We start from the raw sequence: 21367 nt of genomic DNA on the forward strand, positions 1-21367 counted from the left end.
CTCATCGCCACCTGGACCGGCACCTGCCCCACCTGCCGACAACCCACCCCATGGCAGCCCTACGACACCACCTAACAAAGCACTACTAGGGGGTGTCCTGTCGATCAGGCTGGACGCCGCGAGCCCGGCCTGATCGGCAGGACACCCCCTGGACAGACCTTCGGCGGAGCGGGCCTAGCCGCGCTTGGCCTGGGCCCTCTGCTGCATGCCGCGGGTCTTGGCGGCGGATCCCTGCACGTCCCTGACCGCGGCCTTGGCACGGGCCTCGGCGGCCGTGTTCTTCGCCAGCGCGCGCTCGGAGTCCTGGTGGCTGTGGTGGCCTGTGTGGGCCTTCTTGGCCATGATCGTTCCTCCTCGGACGGGGACGGCCGATGCGTTCCACTCTGCGCCCGTTCGCAGCGGTCGGCATCCCGGGGACGGCTGCGGCCACAATGGAGCGCATGACCAGTGACAGTGAGATCACCCCCGGCATGCCCGACTGGGAGAAGCGGTTCCGGGCGCCGCGCGTCGGACTCCCCGACTGGGCCGAGGACGCCCCGGACCGCTCGCTCTTCGTCTCCAACGCGACCGGAACCTTCGAGATCTACGCCTGGGACCGCGCCACCGGCGAGCAGCGGCAGGCCACCGACCGCCCCAACGGCACCACCGACGGCACCCTCTCCCCCGACGGCGAGTGGATCTGGTGGTTCTCCGACACCGACGGCGACGAGTTCGGCACCTGGGTGCGCCAGCCCTTCGCGGGCGGCCCCGACGAACCGGCCACCCCCGGCCTGGAGCCCTCGTACCCGGCCGGGCTGGCCATCGGCCGTGACGGTACGGCCGTCGTCGGGCGCTCCACCGACGAGGACGGCTCGACCGTCCACGTGGTCCGGCCGGACGGCTCCGCGCCCACCGTGATCTACCGGCACCGGGAGTCGGCCGGCGTCGGCGACCTGTCCCGCGACGGGACGCTCGTGGCGGTCGAGCACACCGAGCACGGCGACGCGATGCACTCCGCGCTGCGCGTGGTGACCCTCGACGGGACCACCGTCGCCGAGCTCGACGACTCCCGCGGCGGAGCCGAGGAGCTGGGCCTGGAGGTGCTCGGTTTCGCGCCGGTCGCGGGCGACACCCGGCTGCTCGTCGGCCACCAGCGGCGCGGCCGCTGGGAGCCGATGGTGTGGGACGTGGCCACCGGCGCCGAGCAGGAGCTCGCGATCGACCTGCCGGGCGACGTCAGCGCCGAGTGGTACCCGGACGGCGGCGCGCTGCTGGTCGCGCACAGCTTCGAGGCGCGCAGCGAGCTGTGGCGCTACGACCTGGCCGCGCGCGAGCTCGTACGCGTCGACACGCCGCCGGGATCGGTGTCGGGGGCCACCGCGCGCCCCGACGGGACGGTGGAGTACCTGTGGTCCTCGGCCGCCGAGCCCTCGGCGGTACGGTCCACCGCGGGCGGGATCGTCCTGGACCCGCCCGGTTTCCGGGCGCCCGGCTCGCTGCCCGTGGAGGACGTGTGGGTCGAGGGCCCGGGCGGGCGGATCCACGCGCTCGCGCAGCGGCCGACGGGCCACGGCGAGGGCCCCTTCCCGACGATCTTCGAGATCCACGGCGGGCCGACCTGGCACGACAGCGACGCCTTCGCGTCGACCCCGGCGGCCTGGCTGGACCACGGCTTCGCCGTGGTGCGGGTCAACTACCGCGGTTCGACGGGCTACGGCCGCGAGTGGACCGACGCCCTCAAACACCGGGTCGGACTGATCGAGCTGGAGGACATCGCGGCGGTGCGGGAGTGGGCGGTCTCCTCCGGCCTCGCGGACCCGGCGCGCCTGGTGCTGTCGGGCGGCTCCTGGGGCGGTTACCTGACGCTGCTGGGTCTGGGCACGCAGCCCGGTGCCTGGGCCGTGGGCCTGGCCGCCGTACCGGTGGCGGACTACGTGACGGCCTACCACGACGAGATGGAGGCGCTGAAGTCCCTGGACCGCACGCTCTTCGGCGGTACGCCGGAGGAGGTCCCGGACCGCTTCGAGGCGTCCTCGCCGCTGACGTACGTGGACGCCGTGAAGGCGCCGGTGCACATCGCGGCGGGCGTGAACGACCCCCGCTGCCCGATCCGCCAGATCGAGAACTACGTGGACCGGCTCGCCGCGCGCGGGGCGGTGCACGAGGTGTACCGGTACGACGCCGGGCACGGCTCGCTGGTGGTGGAGGAGCGGATCAAGCAGGTCCGGATGGAGCTGGAGTTCGCGCTGAAGCACCTGCCGCGCTGACCCCGGCCGGCGAGTGGGCCGAGCCGGCCGGGAGCGGTCCGGGGGCGAACCTGGCCCCAACAGACGCGGCCCGGTGCACCCCCCGTACGGTGGTGGGGTGCACCGGTTTCTCCTGACCCCGCGCTGGTGGGGGATCAACGTCTTCGTCGCGCTCGCCGTTCCCTTCTGTCTGTTCATGGGGTCCTGGCAGCTCGGCCGGTTCGAGGACCGCATCGAGAGCCACCGGGAGGCCACCGCCGAGCGGCCCGCCGACCAGGTGGCCGCGCCGCTGGACTCGCTGCTTCCGGTCGACACGACGACCTCCGGAAAGCTCGCCTCCACGGCGGGTGAGTACGGCGATCAGCTGCTGGTGCCCGAGCGGCGGCTCGACGGCGCGTCCGGGTTCTACGTGCTGACGCTGCTGAAGACCGACTCCGGCAAGGCCGTCCCGGTGGTCCGGGGCTGGCTGCCGGGGGTGGCGGATCCCGCGAAGGCGCCGGCTCCGCCGACCGGCCGGGTCGAGGTCACCGGGGCCCTGCAGGCCGCGGAGAACTCGGGCACGAAGGGGGTCCACTCCCAGGGCGGGCTGCCGGCCGGGCAGCTCGGGGTGATCGGGGCGGCCGCGCTGGTGAACCTCGTCCCTTACGACCTGTACGACGCCTGGCTGACCGTGCAGACCCCTTCGGACGGGATGGTTCCGGTGCCCGCACAGGCGCCGAACAACACCGGTCTCGACCTGAAGGCCTTCCAGAACCTCGGCTACACCGGCGAGTGGTTCGTCTTCATCGCCTTCGTGCTCTTCATGTGGTTCCGGCTCTACCGGCGCGAGCTGGAGACCATCCGCGACGCCGAAGCGGGCCTCCTGGAACCCGCCGCCGCTCAGAGCTGACGAACCCCGGCGAACCGGACCCGGAACCGGAACCGGAACCGAACCCGGCCCCGGACCTGGACACTAGGACAGCGGGATCGCGCCCGTCCGGTACACCGTTCCGCCGCAGACCTCGGGAATCGTCGCCCGTGTGGTCGAGGCGCCCGACTGCGGGGTGTGCGAGACGGCCACGCCGGCCGGAGCCGGGGTCGTGCCCGTCTGGGGGTCGGAGGCCGCGCCGGTCCCCGCCCCGGCCGAGGTGCCCGCGGGGTCGGTCTGCGGCGGCTTGCCGCCCGCGTCCGGGTTCCCCGGCGCACAGGTCTCCCCCGACGGCACCCACGCGAAGCGGACCTCGTAGGCCGTGTTCGGCGGGAGCACGAGTGCTGCGGACGCCGCCGACGGGTCGGGCAGCAGCCCGCTCGCCGGATCCCCGGCCGTGTGGCCGACCACGGCGACCGAGGAGCCCGAGCCGGCTCCGGTCCCGGTTGCCGGGGCCGCCGTCACGGTGTCCTGGCCGCCCACGGAGCAGCCCTTCGCCGAGACGTTGGTGACCCGGAAGCTGCCGTAGACCCTGCCGTCGGTCTCCGGGGCCCTGGCCGAGCCCACGACCCCGAGCTGGTCCGCGCCGCACCCGGGCACACCCGGCGCCGCCACCGGCGGCAACGGGACCGGACCGACCGCCGGGCCACCGGTTCCGGCGGGTCCGGCCGAGCTGCCGGCGCCGGCCGGTCCTGCCGTCAGACCGCCCGCCGGGGAGCCCTCCGTGGCGTTCGGCGCTCCGGTGACACCGCCCACGGCCGGGACGTCGCCGAAGGAATGGGTCGACCTCGGCTGGGAGCCGAATCCGTTCAGATGGGGGTCGGAGGGGTGCGCCCCCGGCTTTTCACCCGCGGCCGCGCCGTGCCCGGCCATGGCCGGGTGGTCGGTGGCCGCACCCTCGGATCCCGTCAGGTGCAGGGCGGTCGGGATCGCGGTCCCCGCGAGCAGTACGGCCGCGGCGGCGCCGACGAGGGCGGCCCGGCGGTTGCGGGTCCGGCGGGCGGGGACGGCGTCGCGCAGCCGCTCCAGGGCGTCCGCGGAGGGCTGCAGGCCCTCGACGGCCCCGCGCAGGAGGATGCGCAGCTCTTCTTCGCCGCTCGCTCCGCCGGGCGGAGTGTGGTCGTCCATCATGACTGCGCAGCCTCCATCGCCACCCGCAGCGCGGCAATGCCCCGCGATCCGTACGCCTTGACCGAGCCGAGCGATATCCCGAGCGTCTCTGCGACCTGGGACTCCGTCATGTCCGCGAAGTAGCGCAGTACCAGCACCTCGCGCTGGCGGCGCTGCAGTCCGCGCATCGCCTTGATCAGATCGTCCCGCTCCAGCTGGTCGTAGGCGCCCTCTTCGGCGCTCGCCATGTCCGGCATCGGCTTCGAGAGCAGCTTGAGGCCGAGGATGCGGCGGCGCAGGGCGGACCGCGAGAGGTTCACGACGGTCTGGCGCAGGTACGCCAGGGTCTTCTCGCGGTCGCGGACCCGGTTCCGGGCGGAGTGCACCCGGATGAAGGCCTCCTGGACCACGTCCTCGCAGGAGGCGGTGTCGTCGAGGAGCAGTGCGGCCAGGCCCAGGAGCGAGCGGTAGTGCGCCTGGTAGGTCGCGGTGAGGTGGTCGACGGTGGTGCCGGCCACCACCTCGGCCGTCTCGCTCTTGGCTGCCCCGTCCGCCTCAGCGCTGTCGCGCGGTGCGGGCACGAGGCCGCCCCGGATCGGTACGGCAGTCCGTACGGGCGCCTCTGACGGCCCCGCCGGCGGGACGGGCACGATCACGGGAAAACCGCCACCGGGCGTGCGGACACCCCGGCGCGACGGGATGATCCCGATCTGCGCCGGCCGGACGACTGGTTCGAGCAGTGCTTCTGCCACGCCAGTTGGACACGCGTCCCCCCGTCAGGGTTGTACGCGCGAGGCAGCCTCACCAACGCAATCCCTATTGCCCTCATGCGTACCCGCTCTTCCCGATTGCCCCGTCTTTATCGAGACGGCAGTCGGGCCATCACCTTGATCAAGGGATCAGCACCGATCCTACAAAGCGAATTACGCAAATTCACCCGCGATCAGTTCCGCGATCTGTGTGGCATTCAAGGCAGCACCCTTGCGGAGATTGTCCGCGCACACGAAGAACTCCAGGGCGTGACGATCGTCGAGCGAACCCCGCACCCGGCCCACCCAGGCGGGATCCGTCCCGGCGGCGTCCACGGGGGTGGGGAACTCTCCGGCCGCGGGGTCGTCCACGAGCACCACGCCGGGCGCGGCCTCCAGGATCTCCCGGGCGTGCGCGGCCTCGACCTCGCGCTCGAAGCGGGCCCGGACGGTCAGCGAGTGCCCGGTCAGCACCGGCACCTGGACGCAGGTCACCGACACCGGGAGCTGCTCCAGCTGCAGGATCCGGCGCGTCTCGCCCCGTACCGCCAGCTCGTGCGAGGACCAGCCGTCCGCGCGCAGCTCGCCGGACCAGGGCACGACGTTGAGGGCGAGCGGAGCCGCGAAGGGGCCGGTGTCCTCGCCCACGGCGCGGCGCACGTCACCGGGCTGCTCGCCCAGGGAGGTCCCGGCGACCAGCGACTGCTGGCGGCGCAACGCCTCGGAGCCGGCCCGGCCGACGGCGCTCGCGGCCTGGTACGAGGAGACGACCAGGTCGCAGAGGGAGTACTCGGAGTGCAGCGCGCCCAGGGCCGCGATCATGGTGGCGGTCACGCAGTCCGGGCCTGCGACGATCCCGCGCGGCCGCATCCGTACGGCGTGCCCGTTGACCTCGGGCACCACCAGCGGGACCTCGGGGTCCTCCCGGAAGGCGGCGGACAGGTCGATGACGACCGTGCCGCGCGCGGTGACGACGGGGGCCCACCGGGCCGAGATGTCGGCCGGGGTGAGGAAGAGGGCGATGTCGCCCGGTCCGAGGCCGTCGAAGGCGTCCTCGGTGAGGGCGATCACCTCGCACTCCTGCGCCCGGACGGCCAGCATGCGGCCGGCCGAGCGCGCGGAGGCGATCAGGCGGATCTCGCCCCAGACGTCCGCCCGCTGGGACAGCATCTGGAGCAGGACCGAACCGACTGCTCCGGTCGCCCCGACCACGGCGAGTGCCGGGCCGGAGGACCGGGTGCGGGTCATCGTCCGGTGCCTCCGTAGACGACGGCTTCGTCGCTGTCGGAGTCGAGGCCGAAGGCCGTGTGCACGGCGCGGACGGCCTCGTTGACGTCGTCCTGGCGGGTGACGACCGAGATGCGGATCTCCGAGGTCGAGATCAGCTCGATGTTCACGCCCGCGTCGGACAGCGCCTGGAAGAAGGAGGCGGTGACCCCGGGGTTTGTCTTCATGCCCGCGCCGACCAGGGAGATCTTGCCGATCTGGTCGTCGTAGCGCAGGGAGTCGAAGCCGATCTGGCCCTTCGCCTTCTCCAGGGCGTCGATGGCCTTGTGGCCCTCGGTCTTGGGGAGGGTGAAGGAGATGTCCGTGAGGCCCGTGGAGGCCGCGGAGACGTTCTGCACGATCATGTCGATGTTGATCTCGGCGTCCGCGATGGCACGGAAGATCGCCGCGGCCTCGCCCGGCTTGTCCGGGACACCGACGACCGTGATCTTGGCTTCGGAGACGTCGTGCGCGACTCCGGAGATGATGGCGTGCTCCACCTGCGCGTCCCCTTGCGGATTCTCGTTGCTGACCCAGGTGCCCGGCAGTCCGGAGAAGGACGAGCGGACGTGGATCGGGATGTTGTAGCGGCGCGCGTACTCGACGCAGCGGTGCAGGAGCACCTTGGAACCGGAGGCCGCGAGCTCCAGCATGTCCTCGGAGGAGATCCAGTCGATCTTCTTCGCCTTCTTCACGACGCGGGGGTCCGCGGTGAAGACGCCGTCGACGTCGGTGTAGATCTCGCAGACCTCGGCATCCAGCGCCGCGGCGAGCGCGACGGCGGTGGTGTCCGAGCCGCCCCGGCCGAGGGTGGTGATGTCCTTGGAGTCCGCGGACACGCCCTGGAAGCCGGCGACGATGGCGATGTTGCCCTCGTCCAGCGCGGTGCGGATACGGCCCGGCGTGACATCGATGATGCGCGCTTTGTTGTGGACCGAGTCGGTGATCACGCCTGCCTGGCTACCGGTGAACGACTGGGCCTCGTGGCCCAGGTTTTTGATCGCCATGGCCAGCAGGGCCATGGAGATCCGCTCTCCGGCGGTCAGCAGCATGTCGAATTCACGCCCGGCAGGCATCGGGGATACCTGCTCGGCGAGATCGATCAGCTCGTCCGTCGTGTCGCCCATCGCGGAAACCACGACGACCACCTGGTGGCCGTTCTTCTTGGCATCCACGATCCGCTTGGCGACGCGCTTGATGCCCTCGGCATCGGCTACGGAGGAGCCTCCGTACTTCTGCACGACAAGGCCCACGTGCGCTCCTCGCTCAGTCCGTCTCATTGCTGGTGCAGTCTAACGAGCGACCGGGATCCGACCGCCACGTACCACATCATGAGACGAGAAGATCAGAGAATGAGTTCCCGGGCCGGGCGCTCACTTGCGGCCGAGGCCGCCGAGCTCCTCGGCCATCACCTGTCCGGCCTGCTCCGCGAGGTCTTCCTCGGCGAGGTCCTCGTCCGTGTCCAGGCCGTCCAGCGCCGCCAGCGGCTGGTCCAGGCGGACGTGGGCGATCAGCGACTGGAGGGCGCGCAGGGTGGCCGAGGCCGTCGGACCCCAGTTGGTGAAGTACGAGAACTGCCACCACCACAGCGCCTCCGTGATGCGGCCCGACTGGTGGTGGATGAGCCCGTGCCGCAGGTCGGCGACCACGTCGGCCAGGTCGTCGGAGATCCGGTGGGCGACCGGGGCCTTGCGCGGCTCGTAGGGGTCGAAGACCTCGGAGTAGACGTCGACCGGCTCCAGCATGATCGCGAAACGCTCGCGCAGGTCGTCCACGTCCGGCTCCGGGCCGAGATCGGGCTCGTAGCGCTCGTCCGGCAGCACGTCCTGGTACGCGCCCAGCCGGCCGCCCGCCAGCAGCAGCTGGGACACCTCCAGGAGGAGGAAGGGCACCGCACTGTCCGGGTCCTCACCCTTGGCCACTTCGGTGACCGCAACGATGAACGACTCGATCTGGTCCGCGATCGAGGCGGCGAAGTCGTCCGGATCCTGGCCGAGGGCGTGCAGCGTTGCGTCAGACATCGAGAAGTCGCCTTCCTTCAAAGGCCCGCCCCAGCGTGACCTCGTCCGCATACTCCAGATCTCCCCCGACGGGGAGCCCGCTGGCCAGGCGGGTGACCTTCAGGCCCATGGGCTTGATCATGCGGGCGAGGTAGGTGGCGGTCGCCTCGCCCTCCAGGTTCGGGTCGGTGGCCAGGATCAGCTCGGTCACCTCGCCGTCCGCCAGCCGCGCCAGCAGCTCGCGGATGCGCAGGTCGTCCGGGCCGACGCCCTCGATCGGGCTGATCGCGCCGCCGAGGACGTGGTACTTGCCCCGGAACTCGCGCGTGCGCTCGATCGCGACGACGTCCTTCGGCTCCTCGACGACACAGATGACCGTGGTGTCCCGGCGCGGATCACGGCAGATGCCGCACCGCTCCTCCTGCGCCACGTTCCCGCACACCGCGCAGAACCGGACCTTGTCCTTGACCTCCAGCAGCGCGTGCGCGAGGCGGCGGACGTCGGTGGGCTCGGCCTGCAGGATGTGGAAGGCGATCCGCTGCGCGCTCTTGGGCCCGACGCCGGGCAGCCTGCCCAGTTCGTCGATCAGGTCCTGAACCACGCCTTCGTACAACGGACTGCCTTCTTTCGTCGGGTAGGGGGAGGAGGGCTAGAACGGGAGGCCGGGGATACCGCTGCCGCCGCCCAGGCCCTGGGCCAGGGGGCCCAGCTTCTGCTGCTGGAGCGCCTGCGCATTCTCGTTGGCCGCCTGCACCGCGGCGACCACCAGGTCGGCGAGCGTCTCCGTGTCCTCGGGGTCCACGGCCTTCGGGTCGATCACCAGGGCACGCAGCTCACCGGAGCCGGTGACGGTCGCCCTCACCAGGCCGCCGCCGGCCTGGCCCTCGACCTCGGCCTGTGCGAGCTCCTCCTGCGCGGCCGCGAGATCCTGCTGCATCTTCTGGGCCTGCTGGAGCAGCTGCTGCATGTTGGGCTGGCCACCACCGGGAATCACAGGGCACTCACTCCATACGTCGTACGTCGAGACCTTCGGAACGCTTGGTCAATCCGAGCCTACGTGCTCCCCGGGCGCCGCGCCCTACGCCGTGAGGACCAACTCTTTCGAGTGAGAGTCGGGGCGTGCGCGTACCTGATGGAGACCTCCTTGCGGGCGGAAATCCCGGGAATCGTCGCCCATCACCCGTCATTCGAAGGTAGGAAGAGCATGCGCATCATTGCGCACACGCGCACCACCACACGTCAGCGCAGGCAGAGGGAGTGCCGGGTGAGCCAGCCGGAGATGCAGCCCGAGGGGCCACCCCGGGATCCCCGGGAGGAAGGCGGCGGACCGATGGCGGCGGGCGATCTGACCGGCCGGCCGTTCCCCCTCGGGGACTGGGGCGAGCCCGCCGAGCGGCTCGACGAGCTCTACCGGCGGGTCGAGGCCGACGCACTGCGCACCGCCGAGTGGTACCTGTCCGACCGGGCGTGGAAGCGGCGCGGTGCGCGCGTGCTGCGCGCCGGGGCCGCCGTGGGCGCCGTCACGGGCGCCTCGATGCCGCTGCTGGAGCTGACGGGCTCGATCCCGGGCGCCTCCACCTACGGCTACCTCGCGCTGCTGCTGGGCGCGGCCGCGCTGGCCTGCGACCGGTTCTTCGGGCTGACGTCCGGGTGGATGCGCGACGTGGCCACGGCCCAGGCGGTGCAGCGCCGGCTCCAGACCCTCCAGTTCGACTGGGCCTCGGAGAACGTGCGCGAGGTGCTCGGACCCACCGAGGGCACGGCCAGCGAGGCCGCCGAGCGGTGCCTGACCGTGCTGCGCCGCTTCTCCGAGGACATCACGGAGCTGGTGCGCTCGGAGACGGCGGACTGGATGGTGGAGTTCCGGGCCGGGCCCGCGCCGCTGGTGATGCAGTCGCTGGGGGCCTCCGGGGCGCGCGCCGACGCGAACATTCCGCCGGCCCGCTTCCCGCTTCCGCCGGGCACCCGGCCGAACATGCCCCGGCAGCGGCCGCCGGAGCAGCCGCGCTGAGACGGGGCCGGTTCCGCACGGCGGACCCGGCACCGTCCGCAGGCCGCGGTCTCAGCTGAAGATGATCATCGATCCCTGGCCGAGGCTCCGCGTCGCGGCCGCGTGCAGTCCCAGCCACACGTGCCGCTCCCGGGCGAAGGGGCTGTCGTCGTACGGGATCGGACCCGCAGGCTCCTCCAGCTGCGTCGGCCGCCCCGGCGGCGCGGGCGCAGCGGGCGGATTCCCCGGGTCTATCCCGATGGCGGGGGCCACGAACAACAGCTCCCGCAGCAGGCCCTGCGCGGACCCCAGCGGCCCGCCCCCGGCCAGCAGCTCCTCGTTCGCCAGCGGAGCCGGGAAGTCCACCGGGACGTACGCCCCGGCATGGTCGTAGTGCCACACGAGGTGCGACTGCTGGGCCGTGGGCTCGAACATCTCCAGCAGCTGCTCGTAGTCCCCGCCCAGCTCGTCCACCGGGGTCACCGGCAGCCCGCAGATCTGGAGCAGGTACGCCCGCCTCAGGAAATGCAGGGCGTCGTAGTCGAAGCCGGCGACCGGGGCGACGTCCCCGCTCAGGCCGGGCATGTACGCGAACACGGGCACGGACGGCAGTCCGGCCGCGCCCAGCGCCTTGTCGTACGAGGCGATCTCTTCCGCGAAGGGGTTGTCGGGGCTGTGGCACAGCACGTCGACAAGGGGGACCAGCCACAGGTCACAGGCCACTCGGCCTCCGATCAGTCGTTGTCGCCGATCGGGCCAGCGTAGTGGGCCGGACACCCTCCGCGAAGGGGTGCGCAGAACCTCGGGCTCCCGCCGGGGCCTCAGAGACGGGCGGCCCAGGCCAGCGCGTGCTCGTTGTAGCCGTGCACGAGGGCGCGCACCGCGTCGGCGTCGGCGAGCGTGACCGCGTCCACCAGCTCGCTGTGCCCGTCCCACAGTGCCGCCCGCAGCTGCGGCTCGCGCTGGAGGTGGGGGACGGCGAAGACCCAGCACTGCACGCGGATGCGGTGCAGGAACTCGGAGATGTAGGTGTTGGCGACCAGCCCGCTCAGCTCCCGCCAGAAGCGCAGGTCGTAGCCGATCAGGACTTCGAGCGAACCGCTCTGCGCGGCCCGCCGCGCCTCCTCGCCCCGGCGGCGCACCGAGACCAGCAGCTCGCCGGCGCCGGGGGCGGTGCCGCGCTCGGCGAGGCGGCGGAAGATCCCGTCCACGACCAGCGAGCGGGCTTCGATCATTCCCCGGAAGTCGTCGACGGAGAAGATCCGCACGCGGAAGCCGCGGTGCTGGACCAGTTCGAGCAGTCCCTGGGCCGAGAGGTCCACGAGTGCCTCGCGCACCGGGGTCGCGGAGACCTCGTACTGCTCGGCGATCTGCTTGACGGTGAACTCGGTCCCCGGAGGCAGGCGTCCCGCGAGCACCTCGTCACGCAGCGCGTCCGCGATCTGCTGGCGAAGTGTGTTGCGGGTGACAGCGCCGCTGCCTGGCATAGGGGTCCGTCTCCTGTCGTAGAGCTTCGGACACCATAGGCCAGACAGCGCGGCCGAAACCGGTCGGTCGGTCGCGGATTTTCACAATCGGCGCCGCCGCGCGGATGCGCGGGCCCGGGCCGGCCCGTTCCCGGACCGGCCCGGTGCCCGGCGCCCGGTTCAGCCGGCCGTGGTGTGGCGGTCGGCGACCGTCAGCGCCTCGTCCAGCAGGGCCAGGCCCTCCTTCGCCTCCGCCTCCGTGACGTTGCACGGGGGGACCACGTGGGTCCGGTTCATGTTGACGAAGGGCCACAGGCCGGACGCCTTGCAGGCCGCCGCGAATTCGGCCATCGGCGCGTTGTCCGCGCCCGCCGCGTTGTACGGGACGAGCGGCTCGCGCGTCTCCTTGTCCCGTACGAGTTCCACGGCCCAGAAGGCACCGAGCCCGCGGACCTCACCGACCGAGGGGTGGCGCTCGGCGATCTCGGCGAGCGCCGGGCCGATCACGTTCTCGCCGAGGTGGGCGGCGTGCTCGACGATGCCCTCCTCCTCCATGGTGTTGATCGTCGCGACGGCGGCGGCGCAGGCCAGGGGGTGGCCGGAATACGTCAGTCCGCCCGGGTAGGGACGGGTGGCGAAGGTCTCGGCGATGGCGGCCGAGATGGCCACGCCGCCGAGCGGCACGTATCCGCTGTTCACACCCTTGGCGAAGGTGATCAGGTCGGGGGTGACGCTCCAGTGGTCGGCGGCGAACCACTTGCCGGTGCGGCCGAAGCCGGACATGACCTCGTCCAGGACGAAGACGATGCCGTGGCGGTCGCAGAGCTCGCGCACTCCCGCGAGGTAGCCGGGAGGCGGGGTCATGATGCCGGCGGTGCCGGGCACGCTCTCCAGGATGATCGCCGCGATGGTCTGCGGCCCCTCGAAGGCGATGGTGTCGGCGAGGTGGGCGAGGGCGCGGGCGCACTCCTCGGCCTCGGTGGTGGCGTGGAAGGCGGAGCGGTAGAGGTAGGGGCCCCAGAAGTGCACGACGCCGGCGGCGGCCGTGTCGGAGGGCCAGCGGCGCGGGTCGCCGGTCAGGTTGATCGCGGCGGCGGTGGCCCCGTGGTAGGAGCGGTAGGTGGAGAGCACCTTGGCGCGGCCCGTGTGCAGACGGGCCATGCGGACGGCGTTCTCGACGGCCTCGGCGCCGCCGTTGGTGAAGAAGATCTTGTCCAGGTCGCCCGGGGTCCGCTCGGCGATGAGGCGTGCGGCCTCGGAGCGGACGTCGACGGCGAAACCGGGCGCGAGGGTGCAGAGCCGGGCGGCCTGCTCCTGGATCGCGGCGACGACCTTGGGGTGCTGGTGGCCGATGTTGGTGTTGACCAGCTGGGAGGAGAAGTCGAGGAACCGCTTGCCTTCGTAGTCCCAGAAGTACGACCCCTCGGCCCCGGCGACGGCGAGGGGGTCGATCAGGGCCTGGGCGGACCAGGAGTGGAAGACGTGCTTCCGATCTGCGTCCTTCACTGCGGCAAGGGTGTGCGAGGTGACATGAGGGGTCATGGCGTCACGCTAGAAGTGCGCAGGTGGGGCGGGATATCGGCGGACTGTATGGGGGTGGGGGGCCGCTCTCGGCAGTCTGTCTGCGAGGGGGCGTGAAGTCCTCCGTGAGATTGACAGCATCCTGTCGTTATGACAGTCTATTGTCATAGAGCAACAGCCCACGCTGGAGGCGAAGCACCATGAGCGAGACCCCGCGCAAGCCCGTCCACCTCGCGGTCTACGACACCTACGCCGACTGGGAAACCGGCCACACCACCGCGCACCTCACCCAGCGCGGCCACGTCGTGCGCACGGTCGGCCCCGACGCCGCACAGACGGTCACCACCATGGGCGGCGTACGCATCCAGCCCGATCTGGCCCTGGCCGACCTGCGGCCGGAGGACTCCTCCCTGCTGATCCTCACGGGCGCGTCCCTGTGGGACACCGGCGACGAGCTGACCCCGTTCGCGGCGAAGGCGCGGGAGTTCCTGGCCGCCGGGGTGCCGGTCGCGGCGATCTGCGGAGCCACCGCCGGCCTCGCCCGCGAAGGACTGCTGGACGGCCGGACCCACACCAGCGCCGCCTCCTTCTACCTGGCGGAGCAGCCGGGCTACGGGGGCGCCTCGACTTACGTGGAGGCCGACGCGGTGACCGACGGCGACCTGATCACGGCGGGGCCGACGGAGCCCGTGGCCTTCGCCCGCGAGGTCTTCGCCCGGCTGGACGTCTACAAGCCGGACGTCCTGGACGCCTGGTACGGGCTCTTCCACGACTCGGACCCGGCCGCTTACCCGGTCCTGATGGCTGCATCGGCGGCGGGCGATGCCTGAGACGACGCACGAACCGCTGCCCCTCGGGGCCGACCGGACCCGGCAGGACCTGCTGAGCCGCACCGCGCTCGGGGTGTTCCGGCTGAACGGCCAGTTCCTCGCCATCTCGGAAGAGCTGGCCAAGCCGGCCGGGCTGACGGCCGCCTGGTGGCAGGTACTGGGCGCGGTGCTGCGGGAGCCGCTGCCGGTCGCGGGCATCGCCCGGAGCATGGGCATCACCCGGCAGAGCGTCCAGCGCATCGCGGACCTGCTCGTGGCCAAGGGCCTGGCCGAATACGCCCCGAACCCCGCCCACCGCCGGGCGAAGCTGCTGCGGCCCACGCAGGAGGGGCTCGAAGCGGTGGACCGGATCGCCCCGGGTCACGCGGCCCTGGCGGCCCGCCTCGCGACGGAACTGGGCGACGCAGCCTTCGCGGAGACGGTCCGCGTCCTGGAACGCCTGGCCACGGCACTGGACGCGCTGGAGACCTCGGCGCCGGCCGGGTCGGCGGCTTCGGCGGCTTCGGCGGCTTCGGCGGCTTCGGCGGCTTCGGCGGCTTCGGCGGCTTCGGCGGCTTCGGCGGCGGCCGTTCCGGCCGCACCGCCCGCCGGCATTCCCGGGCCCGCCGCGCCTGACACCCCCTAGCCGGGGGTGAGATGCGGACCCGGGCGCCCTCCGCGCCCCGAACCGGTGTTTGAGTAAGCTCGCCCTGGCCGCTACAGACCTGGGGGAGGTTCGCACATGGAACGACTGCGTCATGACGACCCACCGCGGACCGGGCCCTACGTCACCCTCGCCCGCCTCGATGCGGAGTCCGAACGGGCCGTCCCCGCACGCCGTTTCATCGCCCGCAGCGCCGACGGCGACCGCACGCTCCTCGTCTGCGTCCCCCGCCACGGTGCCGATCCCACCCGCTGGGCGGCCGAGGCGGAGGGCGCCCGCGCGCTCGCGGTCCCCGGGTTCCTGCCGGTCGCGGAGACCGGCCGCAGCGCGGACAACCTCCCCTGGTGCGCTACACCGTACGTCCCGGCCCTCCCCCTCACGGCCGCGCTGCAGGCCCACGGCGGACCACTGCCCGAGCCGGTCGTACGGGCGCTGGGCGCCGTCCTCGCCCAGGCTCTGGCCACCGCCCACGCACAAGGCGTGACGCACGCGGGCCTGTCCCCCGCGGCCGTACTGCTCACCGCCGCAGGACCGCGCCTGAGTTGCTACGGGGCGGTACGGGCCGCGGCCCCGGACGGCGAGCGGCGCAGCGGTCTGCCCGGCCTGGAGTCCGGCAGCCTCGCCCCGGAGCAGGCGGCCGGCGAACGGCCCGGCCCGCCGGGGGACATGTACGGCCTGGGGGCGGTGCTCGCCTGCGCGAGCACCGGCCACACCGTTCCCGAGCGCAACGAACTGCCGCCCTCCCTGCGTGATTTCGTCACGGCCTGCCTCTCCCGCGAACCCGCCAGGCGTCCGCAGGCGCACCAGGCCCACGCCCACCTCGCCCATCTCGCCCACGTCGCTCACCTCGCCGCCGCACCGTCGGCCGCGAGCACGGCGGCGCACCGGGCCACCGCCCTGGACCCCGCCACCGCGATCCCCCTGCCGGCCCAGGTGGTCGCCGCACTCGCCCGCCAGTCGGCGCACGTCCTCGCCGCCGAACTCCCGCCCCCCGCTGCCCCGGACCGAGACGGCTGATGTTCTCCCCCCTCACCCACGACGACCCGCACCGGCTCGGCACCTACCGCCTCATCGCCCGCCTGGGCAGCGGCGGCATGGGCACCGTCTACCTCGCCCGCTCCGCCGCGGGCCGCACGGTCGCGCTGAAGACGATGCACACCCGCCTCGCCGGCGACCCCGCCTTCCGCACCCGCTTCCGCCTGGAGGTGGATGCGGCCCGCGTCATCGGCCCCGTGCACGGCGCCCGGGTCTTCGACGCCGATCCGCACGCCGAAACCCCCTGGTTCGCCACCGAGTACGTGATCGGTCCGCCCCTCGACGCCGCCGTCACCCTCGCGGGCCCGCTGCCCGGGCCCGCGGTGCGCGCGCTGGGAGCCGGGCTGTGCGCGGCGCTGTCCCAGCTGCACGCCTCGGACGTCGTCCACCGCGACCTCAAACCCTCCAACATCGTGATCACGGCGGACGGTCCCAAGGTCATCGACTTCGGCATCGCCCGCGCCCTCGGCGACGACCGCCTCACCCGTACCGGTGCCGCCGCGGGCACGCCCGCCTTCATGTCCCCCGAGCAGGCCACCGGCCAGGAACACACCCCCGCGGGCGACGTCTTCGCCCTCGCCGGCGTCCTCACGTACGCCGCCACCGGCCACGGCCCCTTCGGCACGGGAGCGCCCGCCGACCTCCTCTACCGCGTCCGCTACGCCGACCCCGACCTGACGGGGGTCCCCGCGGACCTGATCCCGGCCTTGACCCGCTGCTTCGGCAAGGACCCCGCGGACCGCCCCACCACGAGCGCCCTCGGCGAGCTGCTCCGGGACGGGCAGGGACATTTCGCGGACCATCTCCCCGAGTCCCTGCTCGGCGAGATCGCCCGCCGCGCCGGAGGCGTCTGGCAGGCCCGGCCCCATCGCCTCCCGGCCCCGCCGCCGCAGGACACCCTCGCGGGCAACGCGCCGAACGGCGCCCCGCACTCCGCGCTCCCCGCGTCCACCGTGCCCGCCCCTTCCCTCCGGTCCGGCCCGTCCCGGCCGTCCGGCCCGTCCCGCCGCAAGCTCCTCACGCTCGGGGGAGGTTCCGTACTGGGAGTGGCGTCCGCCGGAGCCGGAACCTGGGCCTGGCTGGGGCGCCGGGACGGCGGCACGGACCCGAAGCCGCCGGCCGGCGCGCAGGGTCCCCGGTGGGACATGCTCTGGCAGACGCAGATCAGCTACGCCGATCCCCGCGTACCGCCCGCGCCGCTGGTCCTGGACGGACTGCTCGTCGTGGGCGAGTACGGCGTACAGGGTCTGGACCCCGCTACCGGCAAGCCGAAGTGGTCCGAGTCCGGCGCCTACTTCATGCGCCGGATGGCCACGGACGGCAAGCAGATCCATGCCCTCGGCTACACCCTCCAGGAGAGCGATCCGCTCACCGTTTCCGTCGTCGATCCGGCCAGCGGGAAGGTCAATCCTCCGTTCGCCGAGGTGGGGGACCTGAGGGCGAACCTCTACGGGACCCAGCTGCTCTGCTCCACGGGCGACGCCCTCTACCTCACAGGAGGCCGTGGGCCCCACAGCATGGACGGCTTCCTGAAGGAGCAGACGTGGTTCCTGCTGGGCCTCGACGCCCGCTCGGGCAGGAAGCTCTGGGAGGTGCCGCTCCCCGCCCGGCCGGACAAGTCCGGGCACCTGCACTTCCTGTCCGCCCGTGTCGTGGGTGACCATCTGGTGCTCGTCCAGCAGGCCGCGGACGGGGAACCTCGCCTTGTCGTGCGCGACGCCCGGACCGGCAAAGCCCGGTGGGAGCGGCCCCTCGACGGCAAACAGCCGGCGTTCAGCCGGGCACGTCCGGCCGTCGACAGCCGGCACGTGTACCCGTCGGCGGGGGGTCTCCTCGCGCTGTCCCTGGCCGACGGGAAGGAAACCTGGCGCTTCGGAAAGGAATCGCCGAGCACGCAGTACAGCCCGCCGGCCGTCAAGGACGGCGTGGTCCACGCGGTGCAGGAGGGCGGCGGCCTCGTCGCGGTCGACGCCGGGACCGGCGCGCTGCGGTGGGCGGAGAAGGGGCGTGCGGTGACGGCCGCGGACCTCGACGTCCCGCCCGTCGTCGGCATCCGGTACGTGTACGGCAAGGGCGCGTCCGGGCTGGTGGCGGCGGACGTCCGCACGGGCGTCGTGGCCCAGGCCGTCAAGGCCGCCGGGGCGACGTACTTCGCCCACGAATCCGCCCGCCGGCTCATCGCCCTGGGCGAGAACCACGCCGCCGCCTACCCCCTCGACTGAGCCCACAGAAAGCGTCGTCACAGGCCATGAAGCCCCTGGAATCCGGAGATCCGATCCGACTCGGTCCGTACCGCGTCCTCGCCGTGCTGGGCGAAGGAGGCATGGGCAAGGTCTACGTCGGTCAGGACGTCGAGGGCCGGGCGGCCGCCGTGAAGGTGCTGCACCCCCACCTCGCGCACGACCAGGACCTCGCACGGCGGTTCACCCGTGAGGCCCAGATGGCCCGGGCCGTCACCGGCGGGGCCGTGGCCCGCGTGCTGGACTCCCGGACCGAGGGCGGGCGGCCCTGGATCGCCACGGAGTTCCTCACCGGTCCGACGCTCGACGATGCCGTCCGCTCCCACGGGCCGCTCGACGAGCCGACGGTACGGGCCCTGGCGGCGACGCTGGCCCAGGCCCTTCGGGACATCCACGCCGCCGGCCTCGTCCACCGGGACCTGAAGCCCGCCAACATCGTGCTCACCGCGACGGGTCCCCGCGTCATCGACTTCGGCATCGCCCGTCCCGAACACGGGCTCACGCTCACGACCACCGGCCAGGCCCCGGTCACTCCCGGGTACGGCGCGCCCGAGCAAGCCCTCGGCCGGCGCGTCGGTCCGCCCGCGGACGTCTTCTCCCTGGGCGCCGTGCTGGTGTACGCGGCGAGCGGGCGACCCGCGTACGAGGGTGCGCACGTCGCCGCCGTGCAGTACGAGGTCGTCCACGGCGAGCCGCGGCTGGACGGCGTACCGTCCGCGCTCCAGCCGCTGATCCGGCCGTGTCTGGCGAAGGATCCGGCGGCGCGGCCCCTTCCCGAACAGATCGTGCAGTTCTCGGCGCCGCCTCGGGACGCCGAGCGTCTGTGGCGGGCGGGCCCGATCGCACAGGACATCACGACCCGCGAGCACAGCCTGCACCGCCTCACCACCGTGGTGTCGGGGGCGCTGCCGGGGACCGGCGGGGACGTGGTGCCGGGGACCGGCGGGGGCCCGGTCGCACCGCGCCCGGTCTCCCGCCGCCTTCTGCTGACCGGCCTGGCGGTCGGCGGGGCCGTGGTCGCCGTCGGCAGCACCGCGGCCATATGGAACTGGACGGCGGACCGCATCCGGCGCGACCCCTTCAACATCCCGGCGGCCGTGCGGACGCCGGAGGCCCGTGTCCTGAACGCGGGGAAGGGCGACTACGTCCTCGGCCAGACTCCCGAACCGCTCTGGAGCGTCCCCTCGGCCCTCGCCGACGACTCGCCCGCGCCCCTGCCCGTACGCGACGTCGTCATCGCCGGGGACGCGAAGGGCGGTATCGCCGCGCGCAGCGTCGTGGACGGCAGTCCGCGCTGGTCGGCGCCGGAGGTCGTGGCGGCGAACCGGTACCTGTCGCTCTCCGACCGGCTGGTCGTCGCCACCGACCGCAACGGCGCCCTCGTGACCTTCGTCGCCTCGACGGGCGAGCCCAAGTGGACGTCCGCCGCGGAGGCCGCGTCCCTCCTCGCGGCCGACGACGATGCGGTGTACGTGATCACCAAGGACGGCCGGGTGCGCAGCATCGGCCGGTCCGACGCCAAGATCCGCTGGACCGTCCGGGCCGGCGCGGACCTCGGTACGAAGGCCGCGACGCGCGGCTTGGTGGCCCAGGGCCGACTGGTCCTCACCACGCCGGACGGACACGTCATCGCCCTCGGCACGGCCGACGGCCGCAAGGCGTGGGAACGGCGCGACCGCTCGGCCGACGGCCGGGCCAAGCTGGCCCTGTCGGGGCGCACCCTCTGCGAGGCCGGGAACCACCTCTGTGCGGTCGACATCGTCGACGGGGAGGAAATCTGGGCGACGCAGAACCTCGAACCGAAGAACAGCACCACGGTCTTCTGGGGTCCCCCGACCGTCCACGGCACGGACGTGTACGCGTCCATCCTCCGCAACCCGCTCCGCATCGGCCTCAAGGACGGGAAGCCGGCCGACTGGGCGTACAACTCCCTCCTGGAGTGCGATCCGCCCAGCCCGCTCGTCGTCCAGGGAAGCGGGCTCTGGTCGGTCACGGTCAACCGGACCCAAGCGGGGATCAACGTCGTCGACGTCTCCCCCGACAACCGGACGCCGTGGGTGTTCCCCATCATCAAGAACCCCGACCGCTACTGGATCCAGGGCGACGGGAACCGCGTGTTCCTGCTGGACGGCACGACGCTCGGCGCCCTGCCCGTGTTCTGAGAACGCCCGCGGCGGATGATCGCGTCGATTGTGGCGAAGTCAATAAGCCTGCAGGCAAAGCTTGTTACGTATAACGGGGCTGCCGGACACTGCGGCACATGGAGCCGTTGAAGGTAGTGGCACAACTGTGGGAGCGGATCGAGGCACGCGACTGGGACGGCGTGGCGGGGCTCATCGCCGAGGACGCCGTCATCGAATGGCCCGTGAGCGGTGAGCGCATCGTGGGCCGCGCCAACTTCATAGCCGTCAACAGCGACGACGGCTATCCGGACGAGAGATCCGTGGAACTGCTGCGGATCCTGGCGGACGGGAACCTGGTGGTCACCGAGGTGGAGATACCCCAGGACCACGTCGTCTACCGGGCCGTCTCCCTGTGGACCGTGCGGGACGGGCAGGTCGTGGGGGCGAGGGAGTACTGGACCAGTCCGGGCCAGGACCCGGCGCCCCGCTGGCGGGCGGGCTACGTCGAGCCCCTGGTGGCAGACTGAGCCGCGTGCTCACCGCTCTTCTCGGCGCGACCGGCGTCCTGGCGCTCCTCACCCTCGTTCCCGGCCCGGACATGGCGATCGTCACGAAACGGGCCGTCACCCGGGGGCGCGGCGACGGCCTGCGCACCGTCGCCGGGATCGCCGTCGGGTTGCTGATCTGGGGCGCCCTCACCGTGGCGGGGCTCGCGGCGCTGCTCGCCGCCTCGGCCGAGGTGTACCTGGTGGTGAAGCTCGCCGGGGCCGCATACCTGTGCTGGCTCGGCATCCGGTCGCTGCTGCGGCCGGGAGCGGAGCCGGTCGGCGAGCGGCCGGGAGCGGATGGCGCAGGGGCCTGGCGGACCGGCCTGGTCGCCAACGTCCTCAATCCCAAGATCGCCGTCTTCTACACGGGGCTGCTGCCCGCCCTCGCCCCGCCGGGCCTGCGGCCGGCGGCCGGCATGGCGCTGCTGGTCGTGCTGCACGTGCTGCTGACGGTGGTCTGGCTGGGGACGTACGTGTACGTCCTCTCGCGCGCCCGGCGGTTCTTCACGCGGCCGCGGGTCCGGCGGACCCTGGACCGGGTGACGGGGGTCGTCCTGATCGCCTTCGGGGTGCGGGTGGCGACGACGTGACGTCGTCACGTCGTGATGCGCCCTACCGCCGTCGCCTCTCTGTTCTGTCTCTCTGTCTCTCTGTCTCTGTCTCTGTGCCTCTCAGGTATCCCCCGTCATACCTGAGAGCTACGCGCGAACACAG

Annotated in this window: 21 protein-coding genes; 10 read left to right on the forward strand and 11 right to left on the reverse strand. The window is 72.6% G+C overall.

What is annotated here, in order from left to right; all coding sequences use genetic code 11:
• Positions 1-174: 174 nt before the first annotated feature.
• The gene (locus tag ACWGE1_RS25625) at positions 175-342 is read right to left on the reverse strand and encodes a hypothetical protein (protein WP_453422837.1); all 168 of its coding nucleotides are present in this window, start codon (positions 340-342) and stop codon (positions 175-177) included.
• Between the two features lie 98 nt (positions 343-440).
• Between ACWGE1_RS25625 and ACWGE1_RS25630 the strand changes: the two genes are divergently transcribed.
• Positions 441-2246 carry a prolyl oligopeptidase family serine peptidase gene (locus tag ACWGE1_RS25630; protein WP_453422838.1) on the forward strand — a complete coding sequence of 602 codons (1806 nt, stop codon included), beginning with the start codon at positions 441-443 and terminating at the stop codon, positions 2244-2246.
• A gap of 97 nt (positions 2247-2343) precedes the next feature.
• The gene (locus ACWGE1_RS25635) at positions 2344-3114 is read left to right on the forward strand and encodes an SURF1 family protein (RefSeq protein ID WP_453422839.1); all 771 of its coding nucleotides are present in this window, start codon (positions 2344-2346) and stop codon (positions 3112-3114) included.
• Positions 3115-3177: 63 nt separating this feature from the next.
• Here ACWGE1_RS25635 and ACWGE1_RS25640 read toward each other — a convergent pair whose 3' ends face one another.
• The 7 genes from ACWGE1_RS25640 to ACWGE1_RS25670 all read right to left on the reverse strand — a co-directional run bounded on the left by ACWGE1_RS25640 (position 3178) and on the right by ACWGE1_RS25670 (position 9251).
• A complete protein-coding gene (locus ACWGE1_RS25640; protein WP_453422840.1) occupies positions 3178-4263 on the reverse strand; it encodes a hypothetical protein in 1086 nt (361 codons plus the stop codon).
• A complete protein-coding gene (locus ACWGE1_RS25645; RefSeq protein ID WP_453422861.1) occupies positions 4260-4952 on the reverse strand; it encodes a SigE family RNA polymerase sigma factor in 693 nt (230 codons plus the stop codon). Before ACWGE1_RS25645 ends, ACWGE1_RS25640 begins: the two co-directional genes overlap by 4 nt.
• 213 nt (positions 4953-5165) lie before the next feature.
• Positions 5166-6239 carry an aspartate-semialdehyde dehydrogenase gene (locus ACWGE1_RS25650; protein ID WP_453422841.1) on the reverse strand — a complete coding sequence of 358 codons (1074 nt, stop codon included), beginning with the start codon at positions 6237-6239 and terminating at the stop codon, positions 5166-5168.
• On the reverse strand, positions 6236-7510 hold the full coding sequence (locus tag ACWGE1_RS25655) for an aspartate kinase (protein WP_215143311.1): 1275 nt from the start codon (positions 7508-7510) through the stop codon (positions 6236-6238). The genes ACWGE1_RS25650 and ACWGE1_RS25655 overlap by 4 nt, the downstream gene beginning before the upstream one ends.
• A gap of 120 nt (positions 7511-7630) precedes the next feature.
• Complete coding sequence (locus ACWGE1_RS25660; protein WP_453422842.1) at positions 7631-8278, reverse strand: DUF5063 domain-containing protein; 648 nt, start codon at positions 8276-8278, stop codon at positions 7631-7633.
• A complete protein-coding gene (recR, locus tag ACWGE1_RS25665) occupies positions 8271-8870 on the reverse strand; it encodes a recombination mediator RecR (protein ID WP_030010802.1) in 600 nt (199 codons plus the stop codon). The genes ACWGE1_RS25660 and recR overlap by 8 nt, the downstream gene beginning before the upstream one ends.
• 36 nt (positions 8871-8906) lie before the next feature.
• Positions 8907-9251, reverse strand: a complete 345-nt coding sequence (locus tag ACWGE1_RS25670; protein ID WP_401191467.1) for a YbaB/EbfC family nucleoid-associated protein — start codon at positions 9249-9251, stop codon at positions 8907-8909.
• Between the two features lie 270 nt (positions 9252-9521).
• Here ACWGE1_RS25670 and ACWGE1_RS25675 point away from each other — a divergent pair, with 270 nt between their 5' ends.
• Positions 9522-10268 (forward strand): SLATT domain-containing protein, encoded by a 747-nt coding sequence (locus ACWGE1_RS25675; RefSeq protein ID WP_453422843.1) that lies wholly within the window; start codon positions 9522-9524, stop codon positions 10266-10268.
• A 51-nt stretch (positions 10269-10319) separates the two neighbouring features.
• Here ACWGE1_RS25675 and ACWGE1_RS25680 read toward each other — a convergent pair whose 3' ends face one another.
• The 3 genes from ACWGE1_RS25680 to ACWGE1_RS25690 all read right to left on the reverse strand — a co-directional run bounded on the left by ACWGE1_RS25680 (position 10320) and on the right by ACWGE1_RS25690 (position 13255).
• Positions 10320-10970 carry a hypothetical protein gene (locus ACWGE1_RS25680; RefSeq protein ID WP_453422844.1) on the reverse strand — a complete coding sequence of 217 codons (651 nt, stop codon included), beginning with the start codon at positions 10968-10970 and terminating at the stop codon, positions 10320-10322.
• A 98-nt stretch (positions 10971-11068) separates the two neighbouring features.
• Positions 11069-11734, reverse strand: a complete 666-nt coding sequence (locus tag ACWGE1_RS25685; protein WP_453422845.1) for a GntR family transcriptional regulator — start codon at positions 11732-11734, stop codon at positions 11069-11071.
• Between the two features lie 159 nt (positions 11735-11893).
• Positions 11894-13255, reverse strand: coding sequence for an aminotransferase class III-fold pyridoxal phosphate-dependent enzyme (locus ACWGE1_RS25690; RefSeq protein WP_453422846.1), 1362 nt, complete (start codon positions 13253-13255; stop codon positions 11894-11896).
• A gap of 179 nt (positions 13256-13434) precedes the next feature.
• On the opposite strand from ACWGE1_RS25690, the gene ACWGE1_RS25695 reads away from it, so the two are divergent.
• From ACWGE1_RS25695 to ACWGE1_RS25725, 7 genes are all read left to right on the forward strand, one after another.
• On the forward strand, positions 13435-14064 hold the full coding sequence (locus ACWGE1_RS25695; protein ID WP_453422847.1) for a DJ-1/PfpI family protein: 630 nt from the start codon (positions 13435-13437) through the stop codon (positions 14062-14064).
• Positions 14057-14689: a MarR family winged helix-turn-helix transcriptional regulator gene (locus ACWGE1_RS25700; protein ID WP_453422848.1), complete on the forward strand. Its 633-nt coding sequence runs from the start codon at positions 14057-14059 to the stop codon at positions 14687-14689. The genes ACWGE1_RS25695 and ACWGE1_RS25700 overlap by 8 nt, the downstream gene beginning before the upstream one ends.
• Positions 14690-14785: 96 nt before the next feature.
• Positions 14786-15724 carry a serine/threonine protein kinase gene (locus ACWGE1_RS25705; protein ID WP_453422849.1) on the forward strand — a complete coding sequence of 313 codons (939 nt, stop codon included), beginning with the start codon at positions 14786-14788 and terminating at the stop codon, positions 15722-15724.
• Complete coding sequence (locus tag ACWGE1_RS25710) at positions 15724-17964, forward strand: protein kinase domain-containing protein (protein WP_453422850.1); 2241 nt, start codon at positions 15724-15726, stop codon at positions 17962-17964. The genes ACWGE1_RS25705 and ACWGE1_RS25710 overlap by 1 nt, the downstream gene beginning before the upstream one ends.
• A 26-nt stretch (positions 17965-17990) precedes the next feature.
• A complete protein-coding gene (locus ACWGE1_RS25715; RefSeq protein WP_453422851.1) occupies positions 17991-20144 on the forward strand; it encodes a protein kinase domain-containing protein in 2154 nt (717 codons plus the stop codon).
• A gap of 98 nt (positions 20145-20242) precedes the next feature.
• Positions 20243-20632, forward strand: coding sequence for a nuclear transport factor 2 family protein (locus ACWGE1_RS25720; RefSeq protein ID WP_453422852.1), 390 nt, complete (start codon positions 20243-20245; stop codon positions 20630-20632).
• 5 nt (positions 20633-20637) lie between these two features.
• Entirely contained in the window at positions 20638-21243 is a 606-nt protein-coding gene (locus tag ACWGE1_RS25725; RefSeq protein ID WP_453422853.1) for a LysE family translocator, read from the forward strand.
• Positions 21244-21367: the final 124 nt, after the last annotated feature.

The organism is Streptomyces sp. NPDC054932 (assembly GCF_053610205.1).